We start from the raw sequence: 20,504 nt of genomic DNA, 5'->3' as shown, positions 1-20,504 counted from the left end.
AAGGACAATAAAAATACAGCTTTCATAAATTTCAAATAATTTGGAGTCAACAGATGCATTTATCCCCTATAAAAACTGTTCTCAGTTTAGCCATACTTGGCACTCTTTTAGCAGGCTGTGCAACCTCCACCTTAATTCAAAAAGACAACCGCAGCCATACACGCGACGTTAAAACCTCATTAGTCGATGATCAAGTGGTGGCTTTTGGAAAACTTGCCCAAGTACAAAATCATTTACCTGCAGATAGTCTCGTGATTGCTGGATATAAAAATAGCTATGTTTTAACCCAAGGTGGTGCGCAATTTGTTCGATTAATCAATAAACTGGATGCTAAAAATATTCAAATGACCAAAGAACTCACCTTCTATTCAGAAAAAAATGATGGTCATTTCTCAGGTACGCTTCCTTTGTCTTATGTCAAATTACAGGAAGATATTAATAAAAAAGATGTTGAATTTTATATTGAAAATGGCGCAGAGGAATGTTCAACTTCAAGTGATAAGCGCATGAATGCACAGCGTTTTTGTTTTAACTTGAAACTTTCGGGTGTGGTTTATCCGGTTGCAGGCAATATTGCATCATTGAAAGCACTGAGTAAGCCATATCAAGTCAATATTTACCCCATGCAAAAGGAAAGTTATCAAAGTCATTCTGGACTCAATCCTTTACAAAAACTGGTGCTCTTTCCTTTTGCAGTTGCAATAGATGTAATCAGCTTACCCTTCCAAGCCGCTGAAAAAATTTTCGACTAACCCTATTTAAACATTTATTTTCAAGATAAAAATTCTTGCTCTGTGTAGGATTTTTATCTTGGAATGCTTAAAAATCCAATAAATAATATAAAGATAAATATTCCAAAATCTAAATTCCAAATGTAACCATTCCGCAACATCCTGTTATTTATCTGTAAATATGGTTGATTATTCACACGAATTTAGACCAATTCTCAAGCAATGCCTTCATTACTTTTTCCCAAGCGCTAACATAGCCCGCTCAATTTAAACTCCCCCTTCAATTCTGGATACTCACCCATGAATATGCTTCAAACTGCGATGAGCATTGCTCTCGTTGCTGCTACAACTTCAGTGATGGCTACAACTGCTGTGCAACCACAAACAACGACTTTAGCAGACGTTGCAAAAGTTCAAGCAGAACAAGTTCAAACCGCCGTTATTGATACTAAAGATGCAACTATTGTTGAAGCTGTAGAAGCTAAAAACACGGCTGTAACTGAAGCAAAAGATGCGGTTGTGACGAAAACAACTGAAGTAAAAGATGCAACTGTAGCAAAAACAGTAGAAGCCAAAGATACCGCTGTAGCACAAGCAACGGATGCTAAAGATACAGTGATAAGTGAAACCACTGAAGTGAAAGAAACTGTAGCAGAGCAAGTGGTTCAAGCGGAAGAAAAAGCAGATGCGGTAAAAACTGAAGAGAAGAAAGGGTTCTTTTCTTGGTTCAAAAAGAAAGCAGCTTAATGCTTGTGTAATAGCAGAGATATAAAAATATCTCAAACAAAAAAGGATGCATTTGATTGCATCCTTTTTTTGATCAAGGTATTAAAATTTTAGCGCTAAATACTAACGTATCCCGCCTACAGGTAAGCTGTTGGATGGTGGCATAATAATTTCACCACTTCCTAGTTGACGGTCAATTTTATCTATTGAAAACTGCTCTCGACCAATTTGTGTATTGGTTGCATTACGATCTATACCAAAAGGCTGGAGCATAATATACAAACCTTGTTTAGGATCCGAAGACTGTAAACCTTGTGCAATCGATAAAATATGCTGCTGTAATATCAAAGGCAAACTATTTAAATTTGGTAATGGTGCAGCAGGCAAAATTTCCACATTGGTCAGCACATTAGGGGCAATCATAAAATTTTGAGCTTCATCGCTCAGTTTCATCACCTCATGCTGCAACGCTTTGACTCTTGCTGGATCTTCTTGATATTGAATAATCCCTGTTTCAGCTCTTAACTCAGGTTCTGCCAAAGTTTTTAACACAGGTAATTCAACCGTATCTGCAAAGGCAGTAACGCTAGCAGCTACTCCAGCAACAACCAAGATACAATAAGATATAACTTTTAGGAGATTCATGGTAATTCTACTCAAAATGAATAAAAAATGAAGATCACACTCAACCGTGAACAAGATTAATTGTATATTAAACAATCAATCTAAAAATTAAACTCAGATAAATGGTTAAATACATTCATTAGATGCAAACACATTTTTGCTCATCAACTTCAAAAGAATTTATAAAAAAATTATCAATAATTAAATAAAATCAAAAAATTAATCCAAATGAATCGCTGTTTATTTTTATATTTACGCGAGTACAGTTCCTATACGCAACCAAATTGGAAACGTCACAGAAAAATGTTCTGGCGCATCTGTTAAAGCCTGAGCAAGATGCTGAAGTGGATCATCCGAATGTATAGTTTGATAATGTTGTAATGCGGACCATGTTTTTAAATAAGCAAGTAATTGCTGTGCTGTCCATGAATAATTTAAGCTCAGTTGTGGCACGGGATATTCATGAAAAGGAAAAGAAATGGTTTGATATTGCTCATCAATATAACAGCGTTCAGGCTCCCAATAACCATTTAAAGTTTCAGCGTATAGCTGCTCGATTAAATTATGAACCTCAACCTGTTGTACTTGAATTAAGCCATAACCAATCACGGCAATAACACCATGCGGTTTAAGCACACGTTTGACTTCTGCATAAAAAGCATCAAAGTTAAACCAATGAATCGCTTGCGCCACCGTCACCAAATCAATTGACTGGGTGGGAATACTGGTTTGTTCCGCAGGCTGTAATTGATAACTAACCCGAATCGCGGATAAGAAATTGACTTGAAAAATAAGAGGACTAGAGCCATCAGTTGAGTTACCACACCAAACTCACAACTCTCGTCCTGATGTTCAATAGTACCGAATTATTCTGCGTAATTGATGATTTTTTTCTTAAATTTGAATCAACTTATTGGGAGTTTCTCAAACAAAACCGTGGTTCCTTAAGAATCAGAACTGCTCAACTTACAATTTCAGAAATCTGCTTTATTGCCATTTGGTACAAATGCTCTCATTTCAATAATTTCAAAGCCTTTTTCAGCTGGTTAAAAGAAGATAAAAGCCATTTATTTAAGTACTTGCCTTGCTATCAAAGGATGATTCATCTGATCAATATGCATGAATTAGCTCTACACGCTTTACATGTGGCACTGATGAAAGGCCAAGGTACACAATATTTATGGATTGATTCAACAACTCTGCCAGTTTGTAAAAATCAACGTATTCAGCGTCATAAATCATTAATCCAAATTGCATCACGTGGTAGAAGCTCAATGGGCTGGTTTTATGGCTGTAAATTACATATTGCAATGAATCAATTTGGTGAAATTGCCTGTTCTGCTTTATCGAATGGACATGTTGCTGACATAAAAATGGTTGAGCAATTGGTTGCTGGTATAGAAGCAAAACTTTACGGGGATCGGGGCTACATCAGCCAAGAATTAAAAATTAGATTGAAAGATCAAGGTATTGATTTAATTACTTATCATCGGAAGAATATGCAGGCTATTCAACTCTGTGCATCAGATGAATATCACCTAAGACAACGCAAGAAAATAGAAACATTATTCAGCTTATTGAAGGGGCAATACAATTTAGTGACGAGTAAAGCACGTAGTCTTCATGGATTTCTGAGTGGAATTTACGCCTCACTATGTGCATATCAATTAACCCATCGAAATAAGCCAACAATTCAAATTAAGGAATCATCGGCTTAAGCAGGATTCGGGTTAACTAACATTTTCAAAATAAGGCGCGTGTTGTACTTGTGCTGCACTGATATCGGTTGCCACCACATGATCAAAATAAGGTGCCAACAATTGGGTCAATTGCCCTGATCCTGCCCCACAATCCCAAGCAAAACCAAATTCGGGCACGTATTTTAAAATTTCTTCTATAATTTGAATAGAATAATGTGGACGGGCCTGTTTATAACCAAAACTGTGCTGAGAAAAGAGATCTTTCATTTTTAGAATAATTTAATTAATTTCTTATGATTTGAATATATCGAAAAATAGTTCGATTTGAATAAAAACTGTTAGACAATTTTTAAGCATAAAAAAAACCTCAAACAATGTTTGAGGTTTTTCAAAATATGGTGGCGAGACCCAGGTTCGAACTGGGGACACACGGATTTTCAATCCGTTGCTCTACCGACTGAGCTATCACGCCAATGCCGTGTATTAAGCCGTATCTCCGGACATTAGTCAATATAATTCATCACATTTTTATTTGATTGAATATTTTTTGCCCAAAAAAAATCCCTGATGGGATCAGGGATTGAAATCTTAAAATAGATTTTAAATATGGTGGCGAGACCCAGGTTCGAACTGGGGACACACGGATTTTCAATCCGTTGCTCTACCGACTGAGCTATCACGCCAATGTCGCGTATTAAACAGTTTAAGTGTTTTTCAGTCAAGTGGCTTTTATATTTTCTTTAAGCAAGTGTTTATTTTTACAGCAATAACCCTAAAATTTAACTCATTTTGACGATCCATGCGCAACGTAATTTAAGCTGGGCTTATTTCTTGCCATAAAAAAGCAGTCATCAGACTGCTTTTTTAGAGCAAGTTTGGATTAAATTTTTTCCAAATGCGCCAAACAACGATGAATCGCACCACAGCCTGGTTCAAATACCTTTACACCTTTTTCTTCTTCAATACGACAGACTTCACTGACCAAGCGATCTGCAATACCACGTCCACGATTGGCTGGGTGCACCACAATATTTTCCAAGGTGCGACTTTCTCCTTGTCCCGTACTCCAAATTGCAGCAATCAATTTTGTATTAAATTCTGCTGTATAAACTAAGGTATACTGAGCTAAGTTGAGCTCTAGTTGATCAATGGCATCTTGCCCATCTCCAAATTCTGGACTGGTGTCATACAGTCGCTCAAGTTGGCTGCGTACTTCTGCATTTTCTAGTGAAGTGTAAGCATGTACGGTAATAGGCATTGATTAACCCTCCTGAGCAATCTAATATGCGGTGATTTCGTCACCGCGAAAGAACATTTTACATCATCATTTTTAACGTTTTTGAGGAACGTGTCTATGACGCAACGTATCAGTGAAGTGGTAAGAAACACCAACGAAACCAAAATTCGAGTTCGTGTGAATCTTGATGGTACGGGTCAAGGCACCCTCAATACAGGTATTCCATTTTTAGATCATATGATTGATCAAATCAAGCGTCATGGTTTATTTGATATTGATATTCACTGTGATGGCGACCTTGATATTGATGACCATCATACCGTAGAAGACTGTGGTATTACACTCGGACAAGCTTTTGCACAAGCCTTGGGTGATAAAAAAGGTTTACGTCGCTATGGCCATTTTTATGCACCATTAGATGAAGCATTGAGCCGTGTTGTGGTCGATTTATCAGGTCGTCCGGGTTTATTTATGGATATTCCCTTCACGCGTTCAATGATTGGTCGTTTTGATGTTGATCTATTTTCTGAATTTTTTCAAGGTTTCGTAAACCACTCGCTGATGACTTTACATATCGACAATTTAAAAGGCAAAAATAGCCACCATCAAATTGAATGTGTATTTAAAGCATTTGCACGTGCGCTACGTATGGCCTGTGAAGTTGATCCTCGTGCAGCAAACACTGTTGCGTCAACCAAAGGAAGCTTGTAATGACCCGTATTGCCCTTCTTGATTATGGTATGGGGAATTTACACTCAGCAGCCAAAGCCTTAGAACATGTCGGTGCAACGGTTGATGTGACTCACGATCCTAAATTGATTGCTCAAGCGGATAAAATTGTCTTTCCTGGTGTCGGTGCAATGCGTGATTGTATGCATGGCATGCATGAAGCAGGTATTGATGAAGTGGTACGTCATGCCGTCTTTAATAAGCCTGTACTTGCCATTTGTGTGGGCATGCAAGCGTTGATGCAACGCTCAGAAGAAAATGGCGGCGCAGATGCTTTGGCTATATTTGAAGGTGAAGTCAAACACTTTCCCAATATTGCAGGCTTAAAAGTGCCGCATATGGGCTGGAATCAGGTACATCAAGCAGACCCTAGCCATCCGATGTGGAAAGATATTGAACAAGATGCACGTTTTTACTTTGTGCATAGTTTCTATGTTGAACCTAAAGATACTGACCTTATTGCTGCAACATGTGATTATGGTTTAGCGTTTTGTACCGCTTTGCATAAAGAAAATTTATTTGCCACACAATTCCATCCTGAAAAAAGTCACACTGCAGGTTTGCAATTACTAAAAAACTTTGTGGAATGGAAAATCTAAATTTTAATTTTTTAAGCCTAGATAAAGCCTAATCCTGATTAGGCTTTTTTATTTTTTGGAATGGCGTAATTAACGATATTAATGCTTTTTTGCCATTCTGTTTAAAACACGTTAGTCTGCAAAAAAGCTCACGTTTTAGTTCAAATGAATTCTACAAACCTTAATCCAGTTTTACCTAGCAAAGAATACATTCAAAAATTACCCTTGTTTCAGAACCTTGAACCAGAAAATATTCAGGTTATTCATTCTTTATCGCAATGTCTGGCTATAGAACATGTATTCAAAAATTGTACTCTATTCGGTTTTGATACCGAGTCGAAACCCACCTTTAATAAAGGTGAAATTTCTACAGGACCGCACATAATTCAGTTGGCAACTGTCCATCAAGCTTATCTATTTCAAGTCAATCCACAAATTCTCGCATTTTTAAAACCAATATTTGAAAATAGAACTCAAATGAAGGTCGGTTTTGGTTTAAAAAATGATGCGCCACTGTTTCGAAAAAAGGGCATCCAACTTAATAATATAGTCGACTTATCGAAATGTTTTTCCCCTTTGGGCTTTACAAATACTATGGGGCTGAAAAATGAGATGGCACTGTTATTTCAGGTTAATTTCCCCAAAAGTAAAAAAATAAGCACCTCCAATTGGGCCCGAAGAGTACTGACTTCACCACAAATTCAATATGCGGCTGCGGATGCTTATGCGCCAGTATTGGTCTTTGAAGAATTACGCCGCTTAGGATTTATTTCTCATACGACGTCTAAATAGCATAACCATGCTTTGATTATGGCAACAAAATAAAGCCAAAACTGATGCTTAGTGTTTGGACAATACTTTGCTAAAATGAGCAACATTCTATTTAATGAAATTAAGCAAGGAGCGAAGGCATGCTGATCATCCCTGCAATTGACCTGAAAGATGGCAAATGTGTCCGTTTAAAACAAGGCCGTATGGAAGACGATACTGTATTTTCGGATGATCCTGTGGCAACTGCACAACATTGGGTGAATGAAGGCGCACGTCGTTTACATCTAGTCGATTTAAACGGTGCTTTCGCAGGTACACCCATTCATAAACCTGTGGTCGAAGCGATTGCACGTGCACAACCTGAACTTCCGATTCAGATTGGTGGTGGAATACGTTCATTAGAAACCATTGAACATTATTTGGATGCGGGTGTTTCTTTCGTCATTATTGGAACCAAAGCTGTTCAAGATCCTGCTTTTGTTGAAGAGGCCTGTAAGAAATTCGCAGGTCGCATCATTGTCGGGATTGATGCTATGAATGGGATGGTGGCAACCGATGGTTGGGCCAATATCACTGATATTAAAGCCATCGATTTAGCTAAACGTTTTGCTGATGCAGGTGTATCTAGTATTGTGTATACCGATATTGCACGTGACGGCATGATGCAGGGTGTCAACATTGAACAAACAGTAAATCTAGCTACTTATTCTGGCTTACCTGTCATTGCTTCGGGTGGCGTGACCAACCTTGATGATGTACGTAACTTAAAAGGTCAACCCGGAATTTTAGGGGCGATTACGGGTCGGGCTATTTATGAAGGCACGCTCAATCTACGTGAAGCACAATCCTTATGGGATGATCAGTCAATTTAATAAACTGAGTAAGTTGATCGTGTAAAATGATAAAAAAGAGCTCAATTGAGCTCTTTTTTAACGGCTTGCTTCACTTACTGATACATGGGCTGATGATCATTTAAACGAATCATGCCAAGGATCGCCCGATAAACAATCCAGAGCCATGAAATTCCAACCACCAACAGACAAAATGTGGTTGCAATCAGGGCAACACCCGCAAAAACATCAACATTCTCACCAGTAAAGAATAAAAAAAGAAACGGAACAAAAGCGATGATATTCCAAATCAGATACCACCAAAAAGTTCGAATTTGCCAGGTAAAATGGCTTTCAACAATAGAGCCACGTACATCATCACGTTTGATATAATTAATGACTAAAGCCACAATGGCCAATAAACCGCCAGAAAAAATAGCGATAATATAAAGTACATACAGAATTAACGTGAGTGTTCGATTAGAATCTCGATCTATAGCATAATTCATATTGATCCTCTCTTTTAAAGTCATTTGGCTCCTTTAAATTTTCAACACATTTAAAGGAGAAATCAGCCATAAAATCAAAAGTATGTTTAAAACTATAGTACAAAAATAAATTCTTCTAAATGGTTGTTTTTGTGTTTTATGTCGCAATTTTTGTTGTGCGAGCCAAGCACTCGGCCACCCACCCAAAAAAGATAAAATATGTAAGATATTTTCTGCTACACGCTTATTTCCTAACTGTGCGGCCTCTTTATCTTGTGCATAAAACCAATAGGTTGCTGCATTGACGATGCTGATAAATAGCAACAGGATTCCACTGATGAGTCCCGATATGCTCAGTACAGCCAAAGCCAAAATATACACCACAGCAGCTATTTGGATGGGATGCAACTTCGTTTCTTGCTTCATTTTTTTTATCGGGGTAGAAGTTTTTTGGGTTTGAGACGCTTTAAGATAAGTCACTTGGTGAGCACGAAAGCGTCCCTTCCCATCATGTGCTACCGTATATTCTAGCGCACAACCGACGATAGGACGCGGGCCTTGTCGGGCAAAATCCTTAATATGTAAAAATACGCGATCTTTAGCAGCATCATTCGGTTGAATAAAACCGTAGCCTTGATCGTCCAACCATTCGACTAAACGTCCCTGATCGCGCATGTGTGCATCCTATTTTAAGCGGTAACAAATTTAAGTCTTTCTACCAACATATTACGCATCTCTTGTGGATTTTTCTGCAAAATATCTTCCCCTGTACGTTCTTGTTGTGCATTTTTTTGTGCCACTTGTAAACGCATGAGCCAAAAACGCGCGGCAGTAATCGCCAAATAAATTTCTAAACAGGCTTTTTCATCTTCGGTTAATCGACGTACTGTTTCATAGGCTTCTAAAAATGCCTGTGCCTTGACTTCATTTAAATGCACATCAGGGTATTCGGTACAAAAATCATTTAAAGTAATGGCGATATCAAATAAAAATTCATCTTTATTCAATTCATAAAAGTCTAAAATACCATGCAGTTGATTATCTACAAACAAGGTATTGTCACGGAATAAATCAGCATGAATAAAGCCTTTCGGACGGTTTGGATAAACTGATGTGAGTGCATCATAAAGACCCAATACCTCACTGAGCAAAATAGCATCGGCGGGATTCAGAGTCGGTTTTAATTCTTTAGCCACATGTAACCAATAATCATGATTTCGATCTTCAGTACGTTGTAAAGGAAAATCTTGCAAGGCAAGATGTATTTGAGCTTGTGCAATCGCAATCGCTTGAACTTGCGCTACTGTGGATGGAATTGGATGTTTACCGCGCATACGCGGAGCAATTTGAGCAGGTTTATTTTTAAGTATATGAATGGCTTTGCCTGTATAATTTAAAGGTACAGGTACAGGTAATCCAGATTTGCCCAAATGTTCCAGTACAGGCACTAATTCAGCCGCACCTTGCTCATCCAAATCTTCAAATATCGTTAAAACATAATGCTCGCCGGTATTGCAGACTAAAAAATAGTTTGTATTTTGAATGCCGCCTTGAATCGGAATCAGGTCAATCACCTCCAATCCATAAGGTGTAGCAAAAACCTGAACTTCATTTAAAGTCAAAGGGGTATAAACCGACATACAAAACCTGCGAAAAAACTTACATAATTTTGATAGAATACTCGCTCCGACTATTTAGGTGTAGCACCTGAGTCACGAAGTTTCATAATCGACTGTTATTTTTGGAAAAAATTATGCTGGCTAAACGTATTATTCCTTGTCTTGATGTAGATAATGGTCGAGTTGTGAAAGGTGTACAATTTCTTGATATTCGTGATGCAGGCGATCCAGTTGAAGTGGCGCGTCGTTATAATGAACAAGGTGCCGACGAAATTACCTTTTTGGACATTACCGCAACTTCTGGGGAGCGTGATACCACTTATCGTACGGTAGAACGTATGGCTGAAAGTGTATTTGTACCTTTAACCGTGGGTGGTGGTGTTCGTAAAGTGGAAGATATTCGCTTATTGCTCAATGCAGGCGCAGATAAAGTGAGCATTAATTCAGCTGCGGTATTTAATCCTGAATTTGTGCAACAAGCTTCACAGCGCTTTGGTGCACAATGTATCGTAGTTGCCATTGATGCAAAGAAAACAGGTGAGAATAAATGGGAAATTTTCACCCACGGTGGTCGTAGACCGACAGGAATTGATGCGATTGAATGGGCTGTAAAAATGGCTGATTTCGGCGCAGGTGAACTCCTGATTACATCGATGGATGCTGATGGTACAAAGGCAGGTTATGATCTTAAATTGATGCGTCAAATCAATGACCGTGTCACCATTCCAACCATTGCTTCTGGCGGTGTCGGATGTTTACAACATTTGGCTGATGGCATTTTAGTCGGTGGCGCAGATGCGGTACTGGCAGCTTCTATTTTTCATTTTGGTCAGCATAGCATTCCAGAAGCAAAACAATATCTTGCAAATCAAGGTATTGAAATGCGTCTATAGATTTTAGATTTTTTAAATACATTTAAAGAGCATATCAATATGCTCTTTTTTAAGCTGAAGCATAAAGTAAAAATAAAGCTTAAAAAATCAAAATAAAAAAGGAGTCTTTTCAGACTCCTTATGTAAGAAGAATTATAAAATTTCTCTACATAAATTTTTGGTGGTGTTTTAAAAAGTATGCTGACATTAAATGAAGCCATTATTGATATAAAAGAATGCTAAGTCGAAGGCTTTAAAATGGTTTTCAAGCTTTTTCGAAAAATTACAGCTTCTTCTAAAGCCACGCCTAATTCGATGCCTTATTTTACAATTATTGCCTTCAATACCCACAGTAAAAAACTTACCAATACTTTGCTTGCAGTTTTTAAAAGTAGTGATGAAACTGTCCCAATGATCACTTGCAATTCGAGTGTAGTGAACACCTAATTGTTTAAGCTTTGCCTTCAGCAGTTGGACTGTAGCTAAATCTCTTTTACCCCAAACATAAGCAATAATCTCACCTGTTTCTCGATGGTAGGCGTAAATAAGCCATTGTTTATTATTTTTATTTCCTACAAAAGTCCAGAATTCATCCACTTCGATACATTCGTAATAACTTTGTTTAGGCTGAATTTAATATGTTGATTCACTTAAAGTGCGTAAAACTTTACCGATACTGATACGCTCAACTTCAGCAATATCTCGTATACCGCTGCCTCTGACCATTAACTGTAATATTTTACGAGTAATACCTGAATTACACCCTTGATAGCTGAGTGCATGGTCACCAATAAACTGACGTTTACAGTCTTTGCACTGATAGTTTTGTTTCCCATCTACCTTGATGCCATTTTTCTTTATACTATCACTGAGGCAGGTTGGACATTTGATTTCTAGGGTTATTCGCATTTTCCTATTTTATCAAAATCCAACCTGCTTTTTTTCAGCATACTTTTTGAAACACCACCAAATTTTTATGTGCAAAAATACATCTCCTCTGTAGGCCAATGCCAAGATATTGATGCTTGAAGACAGAGCTTAGAAATTATCATTTCATGATAAACACCTAAAATAATTCGACTAAAAATCATCAAGCGATTTTTTACATGTGTGTTTCTAGTTGAGGGACTTTTGAGACCCATTTTGCAGGAAAATAGCTGCTTGCCACTGAATTCAATATTTTTGAAACAGATTGAGGCAGTGCAATTCCCAAGGGATTCTGTTCTTGTAAATCTTCAGATGAAATAACCCGTGTACCCAAAATATAGTCAAACCAAGGTTTCGTGACACACCAATTTGCATCTTGATTGGAATTCATATGGTGGTCATAGTGCCACGGTATTTTTTTCATGGCCCACTCTGGTTCTAAATGTGCACGGCGATGAATATAATAATAATTACATGCACTATAAACCGCTGCTGCTGCCATTCCTTTAGAAACTGGATAAAATAATCCACCTGCCACAGTCGCCACGACTGCTAAAGACACAATTTCATTTTTAGTGCGCCAGTTTGAAATTCCTTCTACGTATCCATGATCAAGAAATGTGGTTTTACGCACTTCACGATGATGTTCCCAATGAGATTTCATACTGTCTGGCACAGGACTATAACGTGGTTTTCCTGTGCGATGTGTACCATGCAAAACATATTTGTGCGCTACCCATTCAAAACCATTGGCAACCACCAATCCGACCAAAAAATCTTTTAACATGGTTAATTCTCCTCTTTGGTATTGAATATAAGCCATCAACCATGCTAAATATTGACCTTAAAATAAGACTTCATTGACAAATTACGACAAAAAAAGAGCAGAATGCAATCACTTAAAGATTATACAGGTTCCGTTTATGGCGGCCTTGGACATTTACTGTATGCTTATAGTCAGGCGAAAGGTCTCGTTATTTCTGAAAAACTACAACAAGTTCAAAACCTAGAACGCTTTGATTATAGTATTTGGCGAGAATTGCTGACCGATATTCAACAACAGATACACGTCCCTGCACTGGGTCTGGATATTGCTGACTACGTACAACCCAAACATCTCGGTATTATTGCTTATATTGCTTTATCTTGTAGCACCTTAGGTGAGGCTTTGCATCGTTATCATGACTTACATCGACTGGTCTATGATGGAAGTAGCTTACAAGTCAATATGCAAGATGATTACTTAATGATTGGTTGGGGAGATATTCCCTTCCATCTCACCACCCAAGTGACCAATGAAATTGCCATTGCACTGATGATCAAGTTTCTTTATCTCTTTATGGAATTTGACAGTATTTACGTATATGAAATTCATTTTACCCATCCTGCCCCTCCCAATATCGCACTGTACGAACAATACTTTCATTGTAAAGTCCGTTTCTCTCAACCTGTTGCACAAATTGTTTTACCTATTCAAGAACTGGCAAAACCGTTTCGTCAAGGCGATCAAACCTTACATCATTTGCTGATGCAGCAAGCTCAAGCCTTATTAGATAAACTGCCCAACTCCACAACGTTAGATCATCGATTACAACAAGCAATTTTGACAGGTTTACAAAAAAATCTATATCAAATTGAACCGATTAGCCGGCAATTGAGAATGTCTATTCGTCAATTACAACGCCATTTACAGCAACAAGACACCACTTATCAAAACCGTGTTCAGGAAGTGCGTCATTTATTGGCAGAACAATATCTCAAGGACCCACATTTGAGTTTACTAGAAATTGCCCTATTGCTAAGCTACTCAGAACAAAGTGCTTTTCAGCGTGCTTTTAAACACTGGACTGGACGAACCCCTCAGCAATGGCGCAAACAACAGCACACTTCACCTTAAAGCTAAATGGTTTCAAATATAAAGCTTAAATGACTTCACTCAAAAAACTCAGACTTACTTTTACGCTAAAAAACTCAGCCTATATTTTGATGTTCCATGTGGAACATTTATTTTTATTTCAATTATAAAAAAGGATTTTCTATTTCCTGTTCAGCCTGAATCCTTATTTTTTCGGGAAGATGAGCGTCATTTTCCAATACTGCAACAATGTCACTCAAAAATGCCTGTAACACCCTCGCTGTTTCTAATCCAGACTTGTCTTTCGTAATTTGTAAATTGCCGTATAGACTGACGTAATCCTGTTGATTTTCTAGCGTTAAATCATGAATCGCATGCGATTCATGACCATTTTCAAACGGCTTGAACATTTTATTTTCACTCATCATTATTGTTATTGCCCCATATAGACCAACTTTATCCTACTTTAAAAATCGCTTATTTCAAGGCTTGTAAAATATATTGTAATAATGCATCCACCAATTGTCGCGCTACGGCATTTTGGCTATCACTATCTATGCTAGAAGTTGTGTTCTTTGTTTCAGTCGTTGAGGCTGTTTGGCTGCCAGCAGAAGAAGATTTAAAATCTTTTTGTACAGCAGTCAATGCCTCTGCGTTTACATCTTCGGCACATTGGCTTTCTGCATCCCAGTGGGAATAAGCAATGGTTTTATTGACTTTAACAGCATTGGCTTTTAAAGGTAAATTATAGGTATTGCGCTTTTGTTCCTCGGTTAATTGAGGAAACACATTCATGCCAAGTTGTTCTTCTAAATAGCATACGCTGACCACTTTAACCTGTAGCGAATGATCATTTGGCGCATAGTACGCCCCTATCGCTCCAGTTTTAGGAATATAAATCGCTTTAAAAACTGCGGTGGGCACAATGACCCCTTGACCAATGGTTTTTAATTTTTTTGTTGCAAAAACAGGGCCAGTGACCACATACACATCATATTTATGTTTGGTCACGATAGCTCTAGTCGCTTCTTCTAGCTCACGCCAAACTTGTTGATTATTTTTAGGCGCTTGCGGCACCATGTTAGCCAAAGAAAAACTGTCATTTTGCGCCGCCTTATTGGGCATATCTGCATTCGGCGCCATGTGTCCACGATCATAACCTGACGCTTTATAATCCGATAAAGTGGCACGATGTTCAGGTCGAATGCTTAATTCCTCATGAAAGCTATCTTCACGTGGTATTTTCTGACTTAAACGCTTAGGAGTAAGTGCTTCTGCTACCCACAAGGGTGTTTTAGAAACACCAGAATACATCACGTTAAAACCGTTAAAACACAACGGGTAGCTGTTTTTTTTCAAACTTTCTTTGGTCAAATAAGGGGGGATATCGCGGTAAAATTGATCGAGACAGGCAGAGTTAGACACAGCAGGTAAAGTCACCAATTGCTGAATTTTTTCTTGCCCAAATGCAATCGCAAAACTGCTGGTTGCCACTAAACCTAAAATAATTTTTAAACTATTTTGATTTAAATACTGAACCCAAGATTTTTTCGTTTTACGCTTTCTAACAGCCATTGCTACAACAAACTCTCAATTTCCACGAGCTTAACAAGCGGGCAAAATGATGTATATGTAGTAAAGTTTGTTTGTTTAACATTTAAACGATAGTTGCTTAACAAAAAATCAGCTGTTGTAACAATATGTCTCGTTTGATAAAGCTTTTATGAATAGTCTTAAGGGTTTTACGTATATTTGATTGAGAAACCCATCCAAACTTGACAAGGTAAAAATACGAAAAAATCGAAATAATGATTTCAATGGAGTATTTTATGCATTCTAAGCTTTTAGGTTTAAGTCTGATTACTGGACTTATGAGTGCAACTGCATTCGCAGAACCCCCTATTCAGCCGGGCGACACTTTGGAAAGTTTGTCTAAAGTGAAAGTTATGACCACCGTGAATGGTCAAGCAGGTTCAATTCAAGACTTAGTTGCAAGTGGTCAAATTCGCATTGTTGATGCGAATCAAGTAGCGAGTGCTTCAACTCAAAACACTTCAGAATCAGTTTCTCCAGCTTCAACGATGCAAGCACCTATGCAACAAGCGACACCTGAACAACAAGATGTAAATAGCACAGCACAAATGATTGAGCCGCCATTGGATCAGTCAAGTGATCCTGCTCATGCACAGGCCGCTGCTGTTGCTCCTGAAAACACACCAGCAATACAGCCTGATGCTGAATTAGCTGCACAACAAGCTGAACAGGTTGTAGGTCAAGAAGTGGCTACACAAGCACCAATAACAAGTACCAATAACGCACCGATGCTTTCGTCATCTGCTCAAACGCCAGTGAATGCAGGAGACGGTACACAAACTGATGTAACCGCTGAAGCTGTTGCAGCAGCGCCAGTCAATAAAGCGGATATAAATATGGATACTGAGGCCTTGGCAGCAGCGCCAGAATTAGATCAATCCAATGATGCAATACAAGCAGCACCTGAGATGCCCAATACAGATGCACCAGTTAATGCTTCTCCAGAAGTACCTATGGCGGACTCAACTGAGAACTAATCACACTCCGTTGGCTTTCATCCTCCAGATAAAAAACCAAGGCTTTTGCCTTGGTTTTTTATGTTTAATTTGAATGATTATTTATATAGCACTAAATTTCAATTTGACTGCCTAATTCGACCACACGATTGGGTGGAATTTGATAGAAATCACTGACTGGACTGGTATTGCGTTGCATAGAAATAAAGAGTTTTTCACGCCATGGTGATAAACCATCTCCAACGGTATGAATCAATCGATCACGAGAAATAAAGAAACTCATTTGCATCATATCGAATTCAAAGCCTAATTGTGTATACGCCCGTTCAAGTGCAAGGGGAATATTCGGCTGATCTTTAAATCCATAATACATCGAAATACGATAGAAACGCTGATCCAGTTGCTCAACTTCAAACCGTTCCTCTTCTGCCACATAGGGAATATCACGGGTAATCACTGTCACCATGATATTCAACTCATGCAATACTTTATTGTGTTTAATATTATGCAACATCGCATGCGGCACAATATTGGGTGTGCCCGTCAAAAAGATTGCAGCGCCTGGTACAAATTGCGTTTCATTGCTCATCCCTATACTTCTAATAAACAGATCAATCGGTAAAGCATCTTTTTCTAAACGAGCCAATACAATTTCCCGACCTGCTTTCCATGTCATTAAAATGGTATAAACCGCTGCGCCAATTAAAATGGGTACCCAGCCACCCGCTAGAATTTTGAGTGACGTAGACGCTACAAAAATTGCATCTAGCAGTAAAAATGGTATGGCAAACAATAAGACCTTCCATACAGGCCAACGCCAAAAACCATACGCCAGAAAAGAAATCAAAATCGTACCGCATAGCATGGTCATGGTCACAGCAACACCATAAGCACTGGCCAAATTCGCACTATTTTCGAATAACAAAATCAGGATAACCACTGAAATAAAGAGCACCCAATTAATGAAGGGCAAATAAATTTGTCCTTGCTCGACATCTGAAGTGTGATGCACGGTAAGACGAGGCAAATAGCGCAGTTGAATTGCCTGATTGGTCATTGAAAATACGCCCGTAATCACAGCCTGTGAGGCAATAACGGCAGCAGCAGTGGCCAAACCAATCATGGGAAATAATGCCCAATCGGGAACCAGCATATAAAATGGATTTGCAATCGCTTCTGGATTACGTAGTAATAATGCACCCTGTCCTGCATAATTAATCAATAAACAAGGCAAAACGACAATAAACCATGCGAGACGAATGGGTAACCGACCAAAATGTCCCATATCTGCATATAAAGCCTCTCCTCCAGTCATGGTCAAAATGACCGCACCCATGGTAAGAAAAGCCACATAAGGCTGATGAACCACAAAGTTAAAGGCCCAATGCGGACTCACCATTGTCAGTACAAAAGGTGTTTGGATAATGCTCCATAAACCCACTGCGCCAATAGACAAAAACCAGACCATGGTAATCGGACCAAAGAGTTTCCCCATAGTCGCTGTGCCATGTCGCTGTACCAGAAACAAACCAGCCAAAATACCAATCGCTAAAGGCATTAACCATTGATTAAACATTGGCGTTGCAATACTTAAGCCTTCAATCGCTGACAATACAGAAATGGCCGGGGTGATAATCCCATCGCCAAAAAATAAAGATGCACCAATAAAGCCCAAAGCAATGAGGTAAATTTTTTTGTTCTCGGCAATGCGCGATGTTCTGAGGTTTAATGCCAACAATGACATAATCCCGCCTTCACCGTTATTATCCGCACGCATAATGATAGTGACGTATTTAAAACTGATCGTGAGCATCATGCACCAAAAAATCAGTGATAAAATCCCAAGAACTGTAGCTTCTGTAATCGCAAGATGTGCGGTGAGAAAACATTGCCGAAGGGCATACAATGGGCTGGTACCAATGTCTCCGAACACCACCCCCAATGCTGCGAGAGTGATCACAGGTAAGGCAGCTTTTTTTGCAGGACTTTGCATATATCGTCTTCGTTTTTAGACACTATTTTTTCGCCATCATATCACCGAGAAAAAACTTTTGCTCTAAATCAATTGTTTCAACTTGGCAGAGTGGATTTTTTTCGTTATTATCGCGGCCAATTGGTGAGGTGTCCGAGTGGCTTAAGGAGCACGCCTGGAAAGTGTGTATACGTTTGCGCGTATCGAGGGTTCGAATCCCTCCCTCACCGCCAAGATTCAATTCCATAGCATCCAATGGAATAGTAAAAGGCCTAAATTATAATGATTTAGGCCTTTTTTACGTCTAACACAATCGACTTCATCTGTTGCAATCTTGATATAGTTGGGGGTATAACTGGGGGTATAATCCATTACACCCATTTCGATCCTTTCAAATCTCTATGGGAAACGTTTAATGATTAAAGATGCTGCAATAAAACCAGCAAAAACATCAATATGAATAAAAATAGTAGAAAGAATGAATTTTTTTTAATACAGATGTGCAATGCTTATACTAAATTTTATTTAAAAACCTCAATCAATAAAATTTCATAACAAGAATGAATCACCTTTTAAAATAAGTGAACTACTTTTGTATATGGAAATCAGATGCTTAGGTTTAACTTTGGCTAAAGAGTGAGTATCTCAATGAATTCCTTAAAGAAGAAAAATAAAGCAAGTTTTGTATTTCTGATTATCACACTTTATTCTTTAATTGGATTTGGCTTAGGTTATATTATCTGGGAATATCTTTTGTAAAAGTCTAATCGTACTCCTCATCTTGGTGACATCTCAAAAATCCGACATCATTTACATCTAAAACAAAATATTTGATTTAAGCAGATGAAATTCGAGCAATACAATAGCTTTAAGCGACTTTTTCTCTTCGCCAGATTAAACATTAGTCTAGTATTTTCAATTTTAAAAACCACATTTTAAATTTGGTATAGGCAAGTTACCCTTGTTTATATTAGCTTATAGCACGTACAAAACAATGCTGGAATGTACAGTACTTCTATAAGGAAAAATGATGAAAAACACACTTACGGCCCTCACCTTAAGCCTCGGTTTATTACTCCCCTTTTCAGCTTTTGCTAAAAATAATGTCGTTGTGGTCGCTACAGGTGGCACCATTGCCGGTGCAGGAGCGAGTTCAACTAACAGCGCAACCTATACTGCTGCTAAAGTTCCAGTAGATGATTTACTTAAAGCAGTACCTCAAATTCAAAATCTTGCCAATGTCACAGGTGTACAAGCACTTCAAGTTGCATCTGAAAGTATTACAGACAAAGAGCTACTGACCATTGCGCGTAAAGTAAATGAATTAGTCAAAAAACCAGAGATTAATGGTGTCGTAATTACGCATGGTACCGATACTTTAGAAGAAACTGCATTTTTCTTAAATTTGACCGTTCATACAGATAAACCTATTGTCGTGGTCGGTTCAATGCGCCCACCTTCTGCCTTGTCTGCTGATGGCCCTTTAAATTTATACAGTGCCGTTGCTTTGGCAGCAGCTGATAATGCCAAGGGCAAAGGTGTATTTGTGCTGATGAATGATGATATTTTTGCAGCACGCGATGTCACGAAAGCCGTTAATATCCACACCAATGGTTTTGCGAGTCAGTGGGGCGCTTTAGGCACATTGGTCGAGGGTAAACCTTATTGGTTTAGAAATGTCGCTAAACGCTTTAATAATGCATCTGAATTCAATATAGAAAATATTCAGGGAGATGCTCTGCCTTTGGTTCAAATTGTATATGGTTCAGGCAATATGATTCCTGATGCCTACACAGCCTATGCCAAAGCAGGTGCAAAAGCCATCATTCATGCAGGTACGGGCAATGGGTCGGTTGCAAAAAATATTGTGCCAACTTTAAATGAACTGCAAAAACAAGGCGTACAAATTATTCGCTCTTCACGTGTTGCACAAGGTTTTGTATTGAGAAATGCAGAACAGCCAGACGATAAATACAATTGGGTGGTTGCACACGATTTAAACCCTCAAAAAGCCAAATTACTGGCGGCACTTGCGCTGACCAAAACCAAAAATGCAAAAGAAATTCAGCGCATGTTTTGGGAATATTAATGTTCAAATCTGAGTAATTGAAAGAAAGTATCTGAGGATACTTTCTTTTTTTATCAATTTAGAAAATATATCAATAGCATGTTGTTGTCCGCTCTTTAACAGACAGAGAAATAAAAATCGAAACCCTACCTACACGTCAAAAATAAATTTAAAAATCATCTCTATAAAAATCTAATCATTTCAAGATGAAATAAAATCAGAAAAAAT

The 20,504-nt window shown here is 38.3% G+C and carries 22 protein-coding genes, 3 tRNA genes and 2 pseudogenes; 13 read left to right on the top strand and 14 right to left on the bottom strand.

What is annotated here, in order from left to right; all coding sequences use genetic code 11:
• Positions 1-53: 53 nt before the first annotated feature.
• Together H0S58_RS00910 and H0S58_RS00905 are read left to right on the top strand one after the other, a co-directional pair.
• On the top strand, positions 54-752 hold the full coding sequence (locus H0S58_RS00910) for a hypothetical protein (protein ID WP_195726890.1): 699 nt from the start codon (positions 54-56) through the stop codon (positions 750-752).
• 279 nt (positions 753-1,031) lie between these two features.
• Complete coding sequence (locus H0S58_RS00905) at positions 1,032-1,478, top strand: hypothetical protein (RefSeq protein WP_195726889.1); 447 nt, start codon at positions 1,032-1,034, stop codon at positions 1,476-1,478.
• A 102-nt stretch (positions 1,479-1,580) separates the two neighbouring features.
• Here H0S58_RS00905 and H0S58_RS00900 read toward each other — a convergent pair whose 3' ends face one another.
• Together H0S58_RS00900 and H0S58_RS00895 are read right to left on the bottom strand one after the other, a co-directional pair.
• A complete protein-coding gene (locus H0S58_RS00900; protein ID WP_195726888.1) occupies positions 1,581-2,102 on the bottom strand; it encodes a hypothetical protein in 522 nt (173 codons plus the stop codon).
• Between the two features lie 231 nt (positions 2,103-2,333).
• Positions 2,334-2,846, bottom strand: a complete 513-nt coding sequence (locus H0S58_RS00895; RefSeq protein ID WP_227592266.1) for a class I SAM-dependent methyltransferase — start codon at positions 2,844-2,846, stop codon at positions 2,334-2,336.
• An 83-nt stretch (positions 2,847-2,929) separates the two neighbouring features.
• Between H0S58_RS00895 and H0S58_RS00890 the strand changes: the two genes are divergently transcribed.
• Positions 2,930-3,799 (top strand): IS982 family transposase, encoded by an 870-nt coding sequence (locus H0S58_RS00890; protein WP_195727534.1) that lies wholly within the window; start codon positions 2,930-2,932, stop codon positions 3,797-3,799.
• Between the two features lie 15 nt (positions 3,800-3,814).
• Here the strand turns inward: H0S58_RS00890 and H0S58_RS00885 are convergent.
• From H0S58_RS00885 to H0S58_RS00870, 4 genes and pseudogenes are all read right to left on the bottom strand, one after another.
• Positions 3,815-4,048: pseudogene (locus H0S58_RS00885) on the bottom strand (SAM-dependent methyltransferase); the annotation flags it as partial.
• Between the two features lie 129 nt (positions 4,049-4,177).
• A tRNA-Phe gene (locus tag H0S58_RS00880) sits at positions 4,178-4,253 on the bottom strand.
• Positions 4,254-4,388: 135 nt separating this feature from the next.
• A tRNA-Phe gene (locus H0S58_RS00875) sits at positions 4,389-4,464 on the bottom strand.
• 197 nt (positions 4,465-4,661) lie between these two features.
• A complete protein-coding gene (locus tag H0S58_RS00870) occupies positions 4,662-5,039 on the bottom strand; it encodes a GNAT family N-acetyltransferase (protein WP_053579336.1) in 378 nt (125 codons plus the stop codon).
• A gap of 96 nt (positions 5,040-5,135) precedes the next feature.
• Here H0S58_RS00870 and hisB point away from each other — a divergent pair, with 96 nt between their 5' ends.
• The 4 genes from hisB (at position 5,136) to hisA (ending at position 7,968) form a co-directional block, all read left to right on the top strand.
• Entirely contained in the window at positions 5,136-5,729 is a 594-nt protein-coding gene (gene hisB, locus H0S58_RS00865) for an imidazoleglycerol-phosphate dehydratase HisB (protein ID WP_053579335.1), read from the top strand.
• Entirely contained in the window at positions 5,729-6,346 is a 618-nt protein-coding gene (gene hisH / locus H0S58_RS00860; protein ID WP_053579334.1) for an imidazole glycerol phosphate synthase subunit HisH, read from the top strand. Before hisB ends, hisH begins: the two co-directional genes overlap by 1 nt.
• A 144-nt stretch (positions 6,347-6,490) precedes the next feature.
• Entirely contained in the window at positions 6,491-7,117 is a 627-nt protein-coding gene (locus H0S58_RS00855; RefSeq protein ID WP_195726887.1) for a 3'-5' exonuclease, read from the top strand.
• A 119-nt stretch (positions 7,118-7,236) separates the two neighbouring features.
• Positions 7,237-7,968 carry a 1-(5-phosphoribosyl)-5-[(5-phosphoribosylamino)methylideneamino]imidazole-4-carboxamide isomerase gene (hisA, locus tag H0S58_RS00850; protein ID WP_053579332.1) on the top strand — a complete coding sequence of 244 codons (732 nt, stop codon included), beginning with the start codon at positions 7,237-7,239 and terminating at the stop codon, positions 7,966-7,968.
• A 74-nt stretch (positions 7,969-8,042) separates the two neighbouring features.
• On the opposite strand, the gene H0S58_RS00845 is transcribed toward hisA, so the two are convergent.
• Genes H0S58_RS00845 through H0S58_RS00835 form a run of 3 tightly spaced genes read right to left on the bottom strand, consistent with a single transcriptional unit; the run spans position 8,043 to position 10,054 of the window.
• Positions 8,043-8,435 (bottom strand): DUF4870 family protein, encoded by a 393-nt coding sequence (locus H0S58_RS00845; RefSeq protein ID WP_053579331.1) that lies wholly within the window; start codon positions 8,433-8,435, stop codon positions 8,043-8,045.
• A gap of 33 nt (positions 8,436-8,468) precedes the next feature.
• Complete coding sequence (locus H0S58_RS00840) at positions 8,469-9,089, bottom strand: DUF1294 domain-containing protein (protein WP_195726886.1); 621 nt, start codon at positions 9,087-9,089, stop codon at positions 8,469-8,471.
• Positions 9,090-9,103: 14 nt separating this feature from the next.
• Positions 9,104-10,054 (bottom strand): homoserine kinase, encoded by a 951-nt coding sequence (locus H0S58_RS00835; protein WP_195726885.1) that lies wholly within the window; start codon positions 10,052-10,054, stop codon positions 9,104-9,106.
• Between the two features lie 110 nt (positions 10,055-10,164).
• Here H0S58_RS00835 and hisF point away from each other — a divergent pair, with 110 nt between their 5' ends.
• Positions 10,165-10,926 carry an imidazole glycerol phosphate synthase subunit HisF gene (hisF, locus tag H0S58_RS00830; protein ID WP_320109000.1) on the top strand — a complete coding sequence of 254 codons (762 nt, stop codon included), beginning with the start codon at positions 10,165-10,167 and terminating at the stop codon, positions 10,924-10,926.
• A gap of 186 nt (positions 10,927-11,112) precedes the next feature.
• Here the strand turns inward: hisF and H0S58_RS00825 are convergent.
• A pseudogene (locus tag H0S58_RS00825) lies at positions 11,113-11,814 on the bottom strand (IS1 family transposase).
• Between the two features lie 193 nt (positions 11,815-12,007).
• Positions 12,008-12,619: a sterol desaturase family protein gene (locus H0S58_RS00820; RefSeq protein ID WP_195726884.1), complete on the bottom strand. Its 612-nt coding sequence runs from the start codon at positions 12,617-12,619 to the stop codon at positions 12,008-12,010.
• Between the two features lie 102 nt (positions 12,620-12,721).
• Here H0S58_RS00820 and H0S58_RS00815 point away from each other — a divergent pair, with 102 nt between their 5' ends.
• Entirely contained in the window at positions 12,722-13,729 is a 1,008-nt protein-coding gene (locus tag H0S58_RS00815; protein ID WP_195726883.1) for an AraC family transcriptional regulator, read from the top strand.
• A 122-nt stretch (positions 13,730-13,851) separates the two neighbouring features.
• Here H0S58_RS00815 and H0S58_RS00810 read toward each other — a convergent pair whose 3' ends face one another.
• On the bottom strand, positions 13,852-14,097 hold the full coding sequence (locus H0S58_RS00810) for a hypothetical protein (RefSeq protein WP_053580289.1): 246 nt from the start codon (positions 14,095-14,097) through the stop codon (positions 13,852-13,854).
• A 67-nt stretch (positions 14,098-14,164) separates the two neighbouring features.
• Complete coding sequence (locus H0S58_RS00805; RefSeq protein ID WP_195726882.1) at positions 14,165-15,262, bottom strand: DNA/RNA non-specific endonuclease; 1,098 nt, start codon at positions 15,260-15,262, stop codon at positions 14,165-14,167.
• 254 nt (positions 15,263-15,516) lie between these two features.
• On the opposite strand from H0S58_RS00805, the gene H0S58_RS00800 reads away from it, so the two are divergent.
• Positions 15,517-16,257, top strand: a complete 741-nt coding sequence (locus tag H0S58_RS00800; RefSeq protein WP_195726881.1) for a hypothetical protein — start codon at positions 15,517-15,519, stop codon at positions 16,255-16,257.
• Between the two features lie 91 nt (positions 16,258-16,348).
• On the opposite strand, the gene H0S58_RS00795 is transcribed toward H0S58_RS00800, so the two are convergent.
• The gene (locus H0S58_RS00795; RefSeq protein WP_053579323.1) at positions 16,349-18,229 is read right to left on the bottom strand and encodes a potassium transporter Kup; all 1,881 of its coding nucleotides are present in this window, start codon (positions 18,227-18,229) and stop codon (positions 16,349-16,351) included.
• A 122-nt stretch (positions 18,230-18,351) separates the two neighbouring features.
• Here H0S58_RS00795 and H0S58_RS00790 point away from each other — a divergent pair.
• The 3 genes from H0S58_RS00790 to H0S58_RS00780 all read left to right on the top strand — a co-directional run bounded on the left by H0S58_RS00790 (position 18,352) and on the right by H0S58_RS00780 (position 20,297).
• Positions 18,352-18,441 (top strand) — tRNA-Ser (locus H0S58_RS00790).
• A gap of 415 nt (positions 18,442-18,856) precedes the next feature.
• On the top strand, positions 18,857-18,967 hold the full coding sequence (locus H0S58_RS00785) for a hypothetical protein (RefSeq protein WP_092720130.1): 111 nt from the start codon (positions 18,857-18,859) through the stop codon (positions 18,965-18,967).
• Between the two features lie 271 nt (positions 18,968-19,238).
• Entirely contained in the window at positions 19,239-20,297 is a 1,059-nt protein-coding gene (locus H0S58_RS00780) for an asparaginase (protein WP_413784407.1), read from the top strand.
• Positions 20,298-20,504 lie beyond the last annotated feature (207 nt).

This window comes from Acinetobacter sp. TTH0-4, from assembly GCF_015602665.1.
GTDB lineage: Bacteria > Pseudomonadota > Gammaproteobacteria > Pseudomonadales > Moraxellaceae > Acinetobacter > Acinetobacter albensis.
This window is presented reverse-complemented; position numbering and strand designations above follow the sequence as displayed.